Source organism: Amnibacterium sp., assembly GCF_036559085.1.
Taxonomy (GTDB): domain Bacteria; phylum Actinomycetota; class Actinomycetes; order Actinomycetales; family Microbacteriaceae; genus Amnibacterium.
Genome location: NZ_DATBTU010000074.1, coordinates 74175 through 87744 on the forward strand (window position 1 = coordinate 74175; position 13570 = coordinate 87744).

Sequence of the window (13570 nt, forward strand, 5' to 3'; positions counted from 1 at the left end):
GCGCGTCGAACTCGAGCCAATGTCCACGCAGCCCGTCCGGCTCGACCGCTCTCGATCGCCTTCCACGCCATCCGCAGCTGACTATCGGGGTACGGAGGGCATGTGGTCCTCGGCCGACTGCCCCGGCCCTCGGACGGATCCGGGGCCGCTGATGGTCGTCCCTCAGCGGCCCCGGCGAGGTGTCATCGGGTGACGAGCAATCCGGCGGGGTGGATCGTGCTCAACTGGCCGATCGGCGCCACGGCACCTGTGGCCAGGTTCAGCCGGCCGAGGAAGGACCCCGCAGCGGGGACGGCCGCGGTGATCACGTCGTGCGGCCGGAATCCGCTGACGGCGTAGACCTTGTTCGAGGTCGGGTCCGTGATCCAGATGGTGTGCCCGGCGCAGGTGACGAAGGCGGTGTCGTTCACCGGCTGGCTGAGCTGGAGCACCTCGAGGCGCTGGTTCCGTGCACCGAGGTGCCGAGCGAACACGAGCTGCTGGTCGGCCTGCCCGTCGAGGACGAAGTCCTGCTTGAACCGCGGGCTGGCGCTGGGGACGACCTCGTTCGAGTCCGGGTCCGTGAGGGCGAGCGCGACGGTCTTGCCCGCGTGCGGCCCGTCGGCGAGGACGGCGTGGGCGTTGTCGGCGAACAGCGGAGTGAGCTTCGCGGTGCTTCCGGCGAGGCGCACCCGGTACGAAGCGGGTGCGCTGGCGGCGGCGGGATTGGACGCGCTGACGATCACCTGACCCCGGTAGAGGCTGATCGCGTCCGTACCGCCGCCGCTGGCGAGCCCGGAGTACGTGTAGGTCCGCAACGGGTGCCGCGAGCCGGGCTGCAGGGTGTGGAAGCTGGAGTTGCCGTCCTCGTTGGTGGTGACGAGGAGACGCCGGTGCGCGGGGTCCGCCGTCAGCCCGTCCACCTTGCCGGTGACCGCCCAGGAGGCGCCGGGCTCACCGGAGAGCGAGTACTGCTGGATGCGGCTCTCCGTCACGCCGGTCGGAGACGCCTCGCCCTTGGGCCCGACACCGTTCTGGAAGGCGACGTAGATCGCGTTGCCAAGCCGGGTGAGGTCGTCGGGCTTCGACTCCGAACCGACAGCCGGGAACGCTCGGACGGTGAATCCGGACTCGGGATGCCGCGGCGCGGCGGTGGCGGGCGTCGACGCGGTGCCGACAGCAGCGGCTGCCAGGGCGGTCCCGGCGATGATCGCGCGATAGCGGGCACGGGTGGATCTGGATCGCATCTTCTCGTCCTTCATCTCGATGAACTGATCATCTCGACGCTAGGAACCCGGGCGAACGCGGCGGGGTGACGCAGGCAGCGGCGAGGTGACGCACCGGTGAACGCAACCGGAACGGCGCCTGACCACAGCCTGGAAGCCGCCTCGTCCCGGATGCAGCCGTCAGGGCTGCCGAGCCGCGCGATCCGGCGGTCACCTCAAGGCGGCGACGACGCCCGCTCGAGCTGGTGAACACGGACGATGGCCTCGTTCACCGCCAGGCCGTGCCCCCCATCGTCGGTCGAAGCCCACCGCCGCGGTAACGCCGAGGATCTGCGGCCGCGGAAATCGGCGACCGTGCGCCTTGACAGAACCCGAACATGCGGCTGACGGTGACCGCAGCCGGCCGGATGACACTCGTGGGCATGAACGTCAAACCCGTCATCGCCCCGCTGGCTGTCGCACTCGTCACCGCCGGCGCCATCACCGCTTCCGCTGCCGGCGCGTTCGCGGCGACCCCCTCCCCCACCACATCCGCCGAGCCGACGACGACGTCGTCCCACCGGAGTCACCTCGGGAAGGACGCGACCCTGCAGCAGATCCAGGCCGCCGCCACCTCGGCGACCGGGACGCGGATCGGGAAGCTGAACGCCGCGATCACCCAGGTGAACGCCGACAAGACCCTCACCTCCAGCGACCGCAGCACGCTCCTGTCGACACTGCAGGGCGACCTCGCCGGGATGCAGCAGCTGCAGGCCAAGATCGCCGCGGACAGCACCGCATCGCAAGCGCGCACCGACTACACGACGATCTTCCGCCAGTACCGCGTGCTCGCGGTCGCCCTCCCGCAGGAGCGCATCGTCCGAGAAGCGGACCGCACGACCACGACAGCCCTGCCGCGCCTCCAGGCCGCGGAGCAGAAGCGCTCCACCCAGCTGGAGAAGCAGCAGGCCAAGGACACCGCGACCGCCAAGGCCGCGCTGGCGGATCTGCAGCAGCAGATCACTGCTGTGCAGTCCAAGGCGCAGGGCCTCGACGCCGCCGCGCTGGCCGTCACGCCCGCGCAGTTCAACCAGTCCCACTCCGCGATCACCGACGTCCGGAGCAAGGCCAAAGCACTCCGCACCGCGGAGAAGGCCGCCCAGAAGGACATCCACACCATCCGTCAAGCACTCCACGGCTGACAACCCGGTCGAGGAGGTCGACACGCACCACCGCGGAGCCGACCTCCTCGACATCGCCAGCAGCCCCAGTAGCCGAACCAGCCGCCGTGCGCGCCATCGCGTCGGCGTCGGCGGCACGTACCAACTCGTTCAGAGCCCCGCGGCTGTCGCATCAGCGAGGAGGAGTACTCCGCTGACGGCTCAGACCTCGGTCGATCGGTCGGCCTCGGACCCACTTCGTTCCCTGCACGTTCGAAACCCGCAGGATCGGGAACCAGCCGAGCACCTGCTCATCCCGGTCCCGCACACGCACAACGCCCGCATCCGCTTCCGCACCATACTCACCGCAGCCCCCGCTCCCTCACGGTCACACTGCACTCGTCTGGAGCCGCTGCCCCCTGCTCGATCCACATCAGATCACCCACAACAGACACCCACGTCCACCACATATCCCCCTTTCCCCCTTTTCCCCTTCGCCGTCGGCGACGAGGCCGGCACGATCGCCTACAGCCTCCGCGAGAACGGTGCCATCCGCTCTGGGCGAGGGAGCGACGCGGAGCGAGTTCGCCTTCGACACAGCGACGACGCCGAGCACCGCTGAGCAGGTCGATGCGATCGGCACGGCCGGCGGCGGTGCCGGCTCGCCGGTCCTGCTCCGCGCCAGCCCGGTCGGCGCATCCGGGACTCCGGTCGACGTCGCCTGGGGCGGAGTCATCGGCGGCGGCTCTGCAACGGGGGTCTGCACCGCCCCTGCCTAGCCGACGGTCCGCAGCTCCTGGCCGTCGACGAGCAGCGTGAAGGCGCCGTCCGGCGATCGGTGGAGCAGGGCCTCGACCGTCTTCCCGCCGACGGTCAGCTCGACAGGCTGGGCGTCGCTGACGCGCTGGAACAGCGCGACGCCCTGGCCTGATCGATGTCCGCGCCGCAACGGCTGTGCACGGCGGAACCGAGCCGATTCATGTCGCTGATGTTGCGCGCGCCGTCGACGACGACGCAGCTCACGAGGACGGCGGCGACGCCGATCGCAAAGGGCGACGAGCCCGATGCGTGATCTCCCCGATCTCTTCGACAGACGCCAGATGAAGAAGCCGACGAGGAGGATGCCGAGCGAGATCCCGGGTGCTGAGAGGTTCCAGAAGGGCCTGAGGCCGATGACGTAGTTCTGCAGCACCAGGTGCGCGGTACCACGTCGGGGCGCGACCCCGTGGGGATGAGGCGCCGCGGACCGGATGTCGGTACCGCCGCTCAGCGACCCTTCCGGAAGGCGCGCACGAGCGCCAGGACGGTGGCCACGAGCGCGCCGGACAGGATCAGGATCTGCACGACCAGCCACGCGGTGCCGTACATCGTCGCTCCTCCGCGGTCCCGGAGGTCGATCGTCTCATCCGCGGTGCCGCGGTGGCGGTCCCCCAGGCGCGGGTTCCGGGGCCCCTCGACGTGTGCGATCCGTCCAAGGGCCCCGCCCTGCACCCCATGTCCACAGCACCTGGACGACTCCAAGACAAGCCGGCGAACCCGAGAGCGGCCTCTGATCAGGCCGCGGATTCGATCGGTCTCGCTCGGAACCGGCTATGAGGCCGCGTCGGCCCGGGTGGGCAGCGTGATGGGTGAGGTGCGCAGGAGGTAGTCGTCCCGCAGCCCCTGCACGTACGGATGGGTCGGACGGGCCAGCACGTCGTCGAGCGAGCCGAGGCCCACGATCATGCCGCCGTGCATCACCGCGACGCGATCCGTCAGCCGCGACATCACGGCGGCGTCGTGGCTCACGATGAGCGCCGTGAAGTCGCGCTCGCTCTGCAGCTCGAGCAGGGTGTCGAGCACGGGCGCCTTCACCGGCACGTCCGCGCCACCGGTCGGCTCGTCCGCCACCCACAGACTCGGTTCGAGGATGAGCGACCGCGCGATCGCCACCCGCTGCCGCTGCCCCTCGCTCAGCTCGTGCGGGTACTGCGCCATCGTCGACCACGGCAGCTGCACCGCGTCGATGATCTCCGCGGCCCGACGCCCCGCGTCCCGCCGGTCGAAGTGGGGGTCACGCTCGAACAGCGGCCCCGCGACGTTCTCGGCGACGGTGCGGCCGCGGTCGAGCAGGCGGAACGCCTGCTGCGGGAGGTAGCCGACCTCGGCCGACAGCCGCCGCCGTCCGCGTTCGGTGAGTCGGCGCACGTCGGTGCCCAGCACGGAGAGGGCGCCGCCCGAGATCGTGGTCGCCGCGTGGGTGCCCCCGCGACCCGCGATCATCCGCGCAACGGTCGACTTGCCGGCACCGTTCTCGCCGACGATGCCGAACAGCTCGCCCCGCGCGACGCGGAAGCTGACCCCCCGGACCGCAGTGAACCGCCCCCGGCGCGAGCTCGGCGGATAGTCGATCGACAGGTCGCTCGCGACGACCAGGTCGTCCCGCGTTCCGGCCACGCTCTCACCCCCTGAAGCGTGCGAGTGTAGCGAGGCGGCCTTCACGGCACGCGGAGCACGCCCAGGAGTTCCCGGGTCCTATGCGCCGCGGAGCATACGACGGTCGGCCTCGACCACGACCAGGCGCTTCCGCAGGTCGCGCGCGCGCTCCGAATCCTCTGCGCCCTCGGTCCGCTGCAGCTGCCGCACCAGGTCCGCCTTCTGCCGGAGGAGGTGCCGGTCGACCAGGGCGGCGACCGTCGACTGGGCCGTGCGGGTGAGCTGCTCCTCCTGCTCGGCCCGCACCGGCAGCCGCAGGAACGCGAGCTCCTCCACGAGCGGCACGATCGGTGCCGGTACCCCGCCCATGAGGCGGTCGAGCCAGCCCGCTCCCCCGAGGGCGTCACGCTGCGCCTTGATCGAGTCGCGCACGGCGGCGAGCTCGCGGTTCGAGAACCCGGCGTCGACGGCCCGATGGATGAGGTCCCCGCCGACGAGGTGCGGCACCTGCACGATCATCATCAGCGCCTCGCGCTCGAGGCGGGTGGCCGGATCCGTCGGCAGATCGCGCAGGGTGACCGGCCGCGGGGCCGGCGCCTCCGGCTCGCGCGGGGCGGCGGGCGCGGCCTGCCGCTGCTGCGCGCCTGAACCCCGCTCGGATGCGGGCCGGCGCCCCGCGGTACGGACGGCGCGGGACACCTCGGCGAGGTCCATGCCCAGCCACCGGGCGAGCTCCCTTATGTAGCCCGGCTGCACCGTGGGGTCGCGGATGTCCGCCACGATCGGCGCCGCGCCGCGCAGAGCCGCTGCCCGCCCCTCGACGGTGTCGAGATCGTGCCCCGCGAGCACCTGCCGGAGCATGTACTCGAACATCGGCTTCTTCGTCTCGAGCATCTGCCGCACGGCCTCGTCGCCGCGCTGGATGCGGAGGTCGCACGGGTCGAGCCCGTCGACGCCGACGGCGACGAACGTCTGGGCGGAGAAGCGCTGCTCCTCCGCGAAGGCGCGGACGGCCGCCTTCTGGCCTGCCGCATCCGGATCGAACGTGAAGATGACCTCGCCGAGCGCGGCGGAGTCGTCGCCGAGCACCCGCCGGAGGATCTTGATGTGGTCGACGCCGAACGCGGTGCCGCAGGTGGCCACAGCGGTCGGCTCCCCCGCGAGGTGGCACGCCATGACGTCGGTGTAGCCCTCGACGACCACGACCCGCCTGCCGCGACTGATGTCGCGCTTGGCGAGGTCGAGCCCGTAGAGCACCTGGGACTTGTGGTAGACCGCCGTCTCCGGCGTGTTCAGGTACTTCGGGCCCGGGTCGTCCTCGAGCAGGCGCCGTGCGCCGAAGCCGACGGTGGCGCCCGTCAGATCACGGATCGGCCAGACGAGCCGGCCGCGGAACCGGTCGTAGATGCCGCGGTCGCCGCTCGAGACGAGGCCCGCGCCCTGCAGCTCCGCGTCGGTGAAGCCACGACCGCGGAGGTGCTTCGTGAGCGAGTCCCAGGACTTCGGCGCCCATCCGACGCCGAACCGGGCGGCCGCCTCAGCGTCGAAGTGGCGCTCGTTGAGGAACCGCTGCCCGGGCTCCGCCGCGGCGGTCGGCAGCTGCTCGGCGAAGAACTCCGCGGCGACGCGGTTCGCGTCGAGCAGCCGCACGCGGTTCGTCGTGTCCTGGGCGGGTCCGCCGTCCTCGTAGGTGAGCCGGAACCCGATCCGCGCGGCCAGCCGCTCTGCGGCTTCCACGAAGGTGACGTGGTCCAGCTTCATCAGGAAGGCGTAGACGTCGCCGCTCTCGCCGCAGCCGAAGCAGTGGAACCGCCCGACGCCGGGCCGCACGTTGAAGCTGGGGCTGCGCTCGTCGTGGAAGGGGCAGAGGCCCTTCAGGGCGCCGACGCCGGCAGGCTTGAGCGTGACCTGCTCGCCGATGATGTCGGCGATGTTCGTCCTGGCCCGGACCTCCTCGATGTCACTCGAGCGGATGCGGCCGGCCATGCCGAGAGTCTAGGTTTCGGCGCCGACGCGACGGGTCGGGCGGCGGGCTGCGCCCCGGCGTCGTTCCCGGGCGAGGAGCCGGGTCGCGGGAAGGCGGCGCACCGCCGTGGGCAGCGCTCGGTAGACCGGCGCGAGGCGCCGCGCGAGCGGGGTGAGGTCCGGCCGACGGACGGGCACGAGCCGCGCGAGCTCCACCTGCAGCGTGGGGACGGTCGGCAATGTCGCCGCGATGAGGAACGGCATCAGGGCGCGAACCCAGCGTGGCGCACCGCGGGCCGCGAAGAGCTCGGCGATCACCGCGCGGGTCGCGGGATCAAGGTGCAGCGAACCAGCGGCATCCGCGAAGGCGGCCTCGAAATCCGATCGCGTCGCAGGCCACCGCTCGGGCGGCATCCCGAGCGCCGTGCCGATCCGGCCGAGCCGGGCGAGCAGCTCGTCGGCGAGCGGTGCGGGCAGCGGCCCCCAGACGGCGTCAGCGATGCGCAGCGCCGTGTCGGCGATCGTGGCGGTGACCCAGAACTGGAGATCCGTGTCCGCCGCGTCGTAGGGCACGTCCGCGCCTGGGCCGCTCACGACGCGGGCGTGCAGGCGGTCGATGCGGTTCGTCACCGACTGGGCGGTCCGGTCGTCCCCCGCGGCGATCACGTAGACGTAGGTGAGCGTCCCGCGCAGCCGCGCGAGCGGATCCGACGCGAAGTCGCTGTGCTCGGCGACGCCGTGCCCGACCGACGGGTGGGCGAGCTGCAGCAGCAGCGCGCGCAGGCCGCCCGCGAGCAGCGCCGCCTCGAGCTGGAGCCCCGGGGCGTCGGGGATGCGGCGGACCCTGCTCACGCCGACAGTCGGGCGTGCCAGACGAGCGCCGACTGATCGGTGAGGCTCGCCACCTGATCGACGACGACCCTGCGGCGCTCGGCGTCGTCGGCGGCGTCAGCCCAGTCGGCCCGGAACGCCGTGTCGAGCCGTTCGGGCTGCGCGAGCAGGCCCTCGGCGAGCTCGATGAGCAGCACCCGCTGCTCGAGGTAGATCGGCTGGCGGGTGTTGTGCGCCATGACGAACGCCGCGACGACGCCCTTCAAGGCGGCGATCTCCGCCTGGATGCCCCGCGGCACCTCGACGTCCGCACCGAACCGCACCAGGTTCTCTGCGGGATGGGCTCGGCGGGTCGCCTGGGTCGCGGCGCCGGCGAACCGGCCGATCAGCTGGCTGGTCAGGTTCTTCAAGGCGCCGTGGGCGCGGCGGGAGCCGTCCCACTCGAGGATCCACGGCTCCATCGCCCGCAGCCGGTGCAGCGCCTCGACGAGCTCGTCCTGGTCGAAGGCCCCTCCGACCCACGCGTACATGGCGGCGACGACGTCGCGCTGCGCGGCGTTCGAGCGGAGGGCGGCGAGGTCCACCGACCCGGCGACCACGGCGTCCTCGAAGTCGTGCACCGAGTAGGCGATGTCGTCCGACAGGTCCATCACCTGCGCCTCGATGCACCGGCGCTCGCCGGGTGCACCCTGACGCAGCCACTCGAACGCAGCGGCGTCCTCCGGGTAGTAGCCGAACTTGGCGCGCCCGCTGGGGTCGCCGACGGCGTGGTCGAGGCCCCAGGGGTACTTGACGCTCGCGTCGAGGCTGGCCCGCGTGAGGTTGAGGCCGTAGGGCGCGCCATCCGCACCGAACACCTTCGGCTCGAGGCGGGTGAGCAGCCGCAGCGACTGCGCGTTGCCCTCGAAGCCGCCGATGTCCTCCGCCCACTCGGAGAGCGCCCGCTCGCCGTTGTGCCCGAACGGCGGATGGCCGAGATCGTGCGCGAGGCAGGCGGTGTCGACGACGTCGGGCGCGAGGCCGAGGCTTCCCGCCAGCTCCCGGCCCACCTGCGCGACCTCGAGCGAGTGCGTGAGGCGGTTGCGGGCGAAGTCGAGCCCGATCGTCGGCGAGAGCACCTGCGTCTTGGCGGCCAGGCGGCGCAGCGCGCTCGAGTGCAGCAGCCGGGCGCGATCGCGCGCGAAGTCGCTGCGCCGTGAGGAGTGCTCCTCCGGCAGCCACCGCTCCCGGTCCGCCTCGCCGTAGGACTGGTCGGCGGCGTGCTCCGGATCAACCACCGCTGGTGTCCAGCTCGGCGCCCGCGATCGCGGAGCGGCCGTCGGCGTCGAGGCTGCGCGAGTCGAGCCATCGGTCGGGCAGGGCCGGGGACTTCGGGCTGCCGGCACGACCGCGCTGGCCCTCCGCCGCATCGCCCGGGTAGGGCTGGTCCGCGTCGAGGGTGCCCAGCAGGTCGTCGAGCTGCTGCAGCGACTCCACCTGCGCGAGCGCGGAGCGGGTGGCCCCACCGACGCCGTAGCCCTTGAAGTACCAGGCGACGTGCTTGCGGATGTCGCGGCAGCCGCGGTGCTCTCCCCCGTCCGCGTCGTCGCCGAAGAACTCGACCAGCAGCTCCGCGTGCCGGCGGAACGCGGAGGCCACCTCGCCGAGCGTCGGGCGGTGCGGGCGGTCGTCGCCCGCGCCGAACGCGGCGGCGAGGTCACCGAACAGCCAGGGGCGCCCGAGGCAGCCGCGGCCGACGACGACGCCGTCGCAGCCGGTCTCCGCCATCATCCGCACGGCGTCGTCCGCCGACCAGATGTCGCCGTTGCCGAGCACCGGCACGCTCGTCACGGTCTCCTTGAGCCTCGTGATCGCGGACCAGTCAGCAGTGCCGGAGTAGAACTCCGCCGCCGTGCGCGCGTGCAGCGCCATCGACGCCACCCCGGCGCCCTCGGCGATGCGGCCGGCCTCGAGGTAGGTGAGGTGGTCGGCGTCGATGCCCTTGCGCATCTTCACAGTGAGCGGCAGCGGGCCTGCCGCCTGCACGGCGCGCTCGACGATCTCGCGGAACAGGTCGAGCTTCCACGGCAGCGCGGCTCCCCCGCCCTTGCGGGTGACCTTGGGCACGGGGCAGCCGAAGTTGAGGTCGATGTGGTCCGCGCGGTCCTCGTCCCGGAGCATCCGCACGGCCTGCTCGACCGTCGCCGGGTCGACGCCGTAGAGCTGCACCGACCGCGGCGTCTCGCTCTCGTGGTGCGTGATCAGGCGCATCGACTCGCGGGTGCGCTCGACCAGCGCTCTGCTCGTGATCATCTCGCTGACGTAGAGGCCGGCACCGTACTCGCGGCACAGCCGGCGGAACGCGGTGTTCGTGATGCCGGCCATCGGTGCGAGCACCACTGGGGCGGCGAGCGTCAGCGGTCCGATGGCCAGCGGACGCGCGGGAGCGAGAGCGGTGGTCGGCATCCGTCCATTCTCCCCGACCTGGACGACACGCCGTCCCCTGGGCGGCGACGAGGCTGCTCAGAGCGCGGCGGGCGCCCCTGTGGAGGAGACGGTGGCGGACTCGTCCGCGGGAAGAAGGCAGTCGTCGCCCTCACATGCGAGCCCCGCTGCGCCGAGCAGGGTGAGCGGGAGGATCGGCCGCGGCTCGCTCATCGCACCGACTCCTGCTCCGCGGCGACCTGGCGCAGCGCATCCGCGAAGACCTCCGGGTCCTGGGCTCCGGAGACGCCGTACCGTCCGTCGATCACGAAGAACGGGACGCCGCGGATGCCGTAGGCGACCGCCTGCGCGATGTCGGCCTGCACGTCACCGACGTACTCGTGCGACTCGAGCGCGGCCCGCGTGACGTCCGGGTTCAGCCCCGCCTCCACGCCGAGCTCGACGAGGTCGTCGATCCGGCCCACATGGCGGCCCTGCTCGAAGTAGGCGCGGAACACGACCTCCGCCGTCTCCAGCTGCCGGCCCTGCGCCTTCGCGGCGTGCAGCAGCTCGTGAGCGAGCAGCGTCTTGGTGTGCACGACGGTGTCGAAGTCGTAGTGGAGCCCGACGGACGCCGCGATCGCGGTCACCTGATCGAGCATCCGATGAGCGTCCGCGATCGGCAGCCCCTTGTGCTTCGACAGGTACTCGGCGGTGCTGCCTGCGTAGGTCTCGGGGGTGTCGGGCGAGAGCTCGAAGGAGTGGTACTCGACCTCCACCGGCACCTCGGCCCGGCGGGCGCCCTCCTCGAACTTCCGCTTGCCGATGTAGCACCAGGGGCAGGCCACGTCGGACCAGATGTCGATCTTCACCGCGTCGGTCATACGGGTTCCGACCGCCGAGGCGGCGAGTTCATTCCCGTAGCGTGGCCGGATGAGCAGGGAGCGCGTGCGCGAGGACGCCGCCGAGCGCGGCATCGAGGTCGACTTCGTGGAGCGGCCGGACGCCGGCTCGCTCGAGGAGGCCGCGGGGCTGCTCGGCATCTCCCCGGCGCAGATCGTGAAGTCGCTCGTGCTGAAGCGAGCCGACAGCACCTTCCTGTTCGCGCTGATCCCCGGCGACCGGCAGATCGCCTGGCCGAAGCTGCGCAGCGTCGTCGGCGTGAACAAGCTGCAGCTGCCGAGCGCCGACGCCGCCCTCGAGGCGACCGGATACGCGCGCGGCACGATCACGCCGCTCGGCAGCACCACGGCGTGGCCGGTCTACGCCGATGAGCGGATCGCGGGACGGATCGCGATGGGCGCCGGCGAGCCCGCGCTCTCCGCCTTCGTCGACGCGGCCGAGCTCCTGCACGGCCTCGACGCGGTGATCGCGGACATCAGCGACTGACGCGGGATCCGCTCCTCCCCAGCCCAGATGGTGCCGTCCCTGCGCCGCGCGAACGCACGGCGATGCTGCACGCGCTCCCGTCCTTCTAGCCTGCGCGGCGGAAGGGAGAACGGATGAAGGTGCTGGTTGCGGCGAGGACGCCGTACGAGGACAAACGGATGTGGGAGAGGTACGAGGAGGGCCCCGTCGCCGAGGACCTGGTTCTTCTTCCGCTGCCCTGCTCCGAGGCGAGGGAGGGGGCCGCGTGTCCATGCCGCCGAGGATTCCTTCGTCTCGGAGCGTTCGAGGAAGGGCGCTCGGTGGCCCGCGTCCGCGAGGTCGCGGGCCTCGATCGTGTGACGTACACCGAGCGGATCGTCGACGCGACGCACGACATGTGGGGCATGTGGAACCCGTACCCCACCGCCGGTCAGCTCGAGCCGTACGTCGAGGCGCTGCTGCGTGTCACGGAGTCGCTTCCGGAGGGGACCCTCGTCGAGCGGTTCGGCAGCGGGGTGCGGGAGTTCAACGACGCACCGGTGGAGGACGGGCGCTACGACCGCTGGTACGGGACGCCGCCGACCGGCCCGCTCCGCGCCTTCGATGTCCTCGGAAAGGTGCCGCGCGCACTCTCGGAGACCATCGAGCATGACTGGCTCGACCCCGAGACCCGGCTGCCGGCGAAGTACGTGTGGCCTGCGCCCACTCGCCCCGTTCGGAAGCGGGCCTCTCGGGGATGAAGCCCTGAAGGCGTCCCTTGTACCCCGCGTCGCGCGGTATTCGTGGCGTCGCGCGGTAGGCATGCGTACCGCGCGACGCCCTCCCCGTCGCACGGCCGTCACGCCGCTTCGCGTCGCGCCGGAACCGGCTCCGTGGGCCCAGGTACCGCGCGACGGTGGGATGGACGGGCGCAGGCTCGTGAGGTCGCGGATGGCCGCATGTTCAAGCGGGATCCTCCACTCCACAGGGCCCATTCGGCGGGGCTGTCGGGGAGAACGAATCCCTGGTCGGTGGCGTGTCTCGGTCGCCAGGGAGTGTCGGTGGCCGGTGTCACGATGTGCGCATGCAGGACCACGGACTCGGGCAGGCGATCACCGTCGCCGGCGATCTGCCGTGCGGTCCGGCGGGGATGGGTGACCGGCAGCTGCTCGAGGACGCCGAAGCGTGGGAAGCCTTGGGCCGGCTCGTGGATGCGCGGCGTGTCGCGATCGCCGGTGAGGTCGCCTGGCGGTCCCGCGAGCAGCTCGGCGAGCACGGCCTCGCCCGACGGCAGGGTGACCGGGACGCCACCGACCTCCTCGCCCGGGAACTCCTGATCAGCGGTCGCGAAGCGCGGAAGCGGACCGCACTGGGTTTGCGGGTGCGGTCACGCCTGTCGATGCAGGGAGAGGAGCTGCCTGGACGGTGGGCGCACGTGGCCGCCGCGCTCGCCGCCGGGACCATCAGCGTGGATGCCGCCCGCGTCATCGTCGACGCGCTCGGTTCGATCGCCCGACGGGCGGATGCGGAGGAGCTCGAGATCGCTGAGGCCGCGCTGGTCGAGAACGCGGCCTCGACGTCCCCGGATCTGCTGCGGGTGCAGGCCGAGGTCTGGCAGGCGCGCCTCGATCCCGATGGGGCGAAGCCGGCGGAGGACGCCGCGCACCGGAACCGCGGGATCAAGGTGGGCATCGAAGGCCCCGACGGGATCACCCGCACGGTGCTGCTGACGGCGACGGAGGAGACCGCGCTGCTGCGGGCGATCTTCGACGCGAACCGGCGCGGGGTGCAGTGGAAGCGCCAACCGGCGGAGGACTGCGACGACGACACCGAATGGCACGAAGTCACCGAGGACCGCACCAAAGCGCAGTACGACCACGACACGTTGTTCGCAATCGTGAGGGCGGGGCTCGGGGCCGACCCCGACACGCCCAGCAAGGCACCCGAACCCGAGGTCGTGATCCACGTCGACGCCGCCGACCTCGCCAACAGGGAGGGCTGCGGGTGGATCGACGGGGTGTTGGGACGGATCTCGATCCCGTCCGTCGAACGGCTCGAGTGCGCGGGACGGACCCGGCTCGTCGTGACCGGGAAGGACGGCGAACCCCTCCACCTGGGCCGGAAGAAGCGCCGCTTCTCCAGGGCCCAACGGCGAGCGCTCGCCGCGCGGGATGGCGGGTGCGCGTTCCCCGGCTGCCGGGCCCCGGTCGCGTGGACAGAGGCGCATCACATCGCCTGGTGGAAACGCGACGGACGCTCGGATAT

13 protein-coding genes are annotated in these 13570 nt (G+C 72.0%); 4 read left to right on the forward strand and 9 right to left on the reverse strand.

The genetic code is table 11. From position 1 onward, the window contains the following. Nucleotides 1-182: 182 nt before the first annotated feature. Nucleotides 183-1226 carry a hypothetical protein gene (locus VIG76_RS13575; RefSeq protein WP_331955043.1) on the reverse strand — a complete coding sequence of 348 codons (1044 nt, stop codon included), beginning with the start codon at nt 1224-1226 and terminating at the stop codon, nt 183-185. 401 nt (nt 1227-1627) lie between these two features. Here VIG76_RS13575 and VIG76_RS13580 point away from each other — a divergent pair, with 401 nt between their 5' ends. Next, nucleotides 1628-2386 carry a hypothetical protein gene (locus VIG76_RS13580; RefSeq protein WP_331955045.1) on the forward strand — a complete coding sequence of 253 codons (759 nt, stop codon included), beginning with the start codon at nt 1628-1630 and terminating at the stop codon, nt 2384-2386. 733 nt (nt 2387-3119) lie between these two features. Here the strand turns inward: VIG76_RS13580 and VIG76_RS13585 are convergent. The 8 genes from VIG76_RS13585 to VIG76_RS13620 all read right to left on the reverse strand — a co-directional run bounded on the left by VIG76_RS13585 (nt 3120) and on the right by VIG76_RS13620 (nt 10842). Next, nucleotides 3120-3536: a hypothetical protein gene (locus VIG76_RS13585; protein WP_331955047.1), complete on the reverse strand. Its 417-nt coding sequence runs from the start codon at nt 3534-3536 to the stop codon at nt 3120-3122. A gap of 398 nt (nt 3537-3934) precedes the next feature. Beyond that, nucleotides 3935-4780: a dipeptide/oligopeptide/nickel ABC transporter ATP-binding protein gene (locus VIG76_RS13590; RefSeq protein WP_331955049.1), complete on the reverse strand. Its 846-nt coding sequence runs from the start codon at nt 4778-4780 to the stop codon at nt 3935-3937. Between the two features lie 78 nt (nt 4781-4858). Next, on the reverse strand, nt 4859-6745 hold the full coding sequence (dnaG, locus tag VIG76_RS13595; protein WP_331955051.1) for a DNA primase: 1887 nt from the start codon (nt 6743-6745) through the stop codon (nt 4859-4861). A gap of 9 nt (nt 6746-6754) precedes the next feature. Beyond that, nucleotides 6755-7576: an oxygenase MpaB family protein gene (locus tag VIG76_RS13600; RefSeq protein WP_331955053.1), complete on the reverse strand. Its 822-nt coding sequence runs from the start codon at nt 7574-7576 to the stop codon at nt 6755-6757. Then, nucleotides 7573-8832 carry a deoxyguanosinetriphosphate triphosphohydrolase gene (locus tag VIG76_RS13605; protein ID WP_331955055.1) on the reverse strand — a complete coding sequence of 420 codons (1260 nt, stop codon included), beginning with the start codon at nt 8830-8832 and terminating at the stop codon, nt 7573-7575. Before VIG76_RS13605 ends, VIG76_RS13600 begins: the two co-directional genes overlap by 4 nt. After that, nucleotides 8825-10000, reverse strand: coding sequence for a tRNA dihydrouridine synthase DusB (gene dusB, locus VIG76_RS13610; RefSeq protein ID WP_331955057.1), 1176 nt, complete (start codon nt 9998-10000; stop codon nt 8825-8827). Before dusB ends, VIG76_RS13605 begins: the two co-directional genes overlap by 8 nt. 57 nt (nt 10001-10057) lie before the next feature. Continuing rightward, a complete protein-coding gene (locus tag VIG76_RS13615; RefSeq protein WP_331955059.1) occupies nt 10058-10192 on the reverse strand; it encodes a hypothetical protein in 135 nt (44 codons plus the stop codon). After that, nucleotides 10189-10842 carry a DsbA family oxidoreductase gene (locus tag VIG76_RS13620; protein ID WP_331955061.1) on the reverse strand — a complete coding sequence of 218 codons (654 nt, stop codon included), beginning with the start codon at nt 10840-10842 and terminating at the stop codon, nt 10189-10191. The genes VIG76_RS13615 and VIG76_RS13620 overlap by 4 nt, the downstream gene beginning before the upstream one ends. Nucleotides 10843-10891: 49 nt before the next feature. On the opposite strand from VIG76_RS13620, the gene VIG76_RS13625 reads away from it, so the two are divergent. From VIG76_RS13625 to VIG76_RS13635, 3 genes are all read left to right on the forward strand, one after another. Next, on the forward strand, nt 10892-11347 hold the full coding sequence (locus tag VIG76_RS13625; protein ID WP_331955063.1) for an aminoacyl-tRNA deacylase: 456 nt from the start codon (nt 10892-10894) through the stop codon (nt 11345-11347). 113 nt (nt 11348-11460) lie between these two features. Next, entirely contained in the window at nt 11461-12066 is a 606-nt protein-coding gene (locus tag VIG76_RS13630) for a DUF7715 family protein (RefSeq protein WP_422653091.1), read from the forward strand. Between the two features lie 323 nt (nt 12067-12389). Next, on the forward strand, nt 12390-13570 hold a 1181-nt coding region (locus tag VIG76_RS13635), incomplete at its 3' end, for a DUF222 domain-containing protein (protein WP_331955067.1).

Bases quoted from the DNA above. Each gene is read 5' to 3' on its own strand.
- VIG76_RS13575 (WP_331955043.1), bottom strand. From the start codon at position 1,226: ATGCGATCCAGATCCACCCGTGCCCGCTATCGCGCGATCATCGCCGGG.
- VIG76_RS13580 (WP_331955045.1), top strand. From the start codon at position 1,628: ATGAACGTCAAACCCGTCATCGCCCCGCTGGCTGTCGCACTCGTCACC.
- dnaG (WP_331955051.1), bottom strand. From the start codon at position 6,745: ATGGCCGGCCGCATCCGCTCGAGTGACATCGAGGAGGTCCGGGCCAGG.
- dusB (WP_331955057.1), bottom strand. From the start codon at position 10,000: ATGCCGACCACCGCTCTCGCTCCCGCGCGTCCGCTGGCCATCGGACCG.
- VIG76_RS13615 (WP_331955059.1), bottom strand. From the start codon at position 10,192: ATGAGCGAGCCGCGGCCGATCCTCCCGCTCACCCTGCTCGGCGCAGCG.
- VIG76_RS13620 (WP_331955061.1), bottom strand. From the start codon at position 10,842: ATGACCGACGCGGTGAAGATCGACATCTGGTCCGACGTGGCCTGCCCC.
- VIG76_RS13625 (WP_331955063.1), top strand. From the start codon at position 10,892: ATGAGCAGGGAGCGCGTGCGCGAGGACGCCGCCGAGCGCGGCATCGAG.
- VIG76_RS13630 (WP_422653091.1), top strand. From the start codon at position 11,461: ATGAAGGTGCTGGTTGCGGCGAGGACGCCGTACGAGGACAAACGGATG.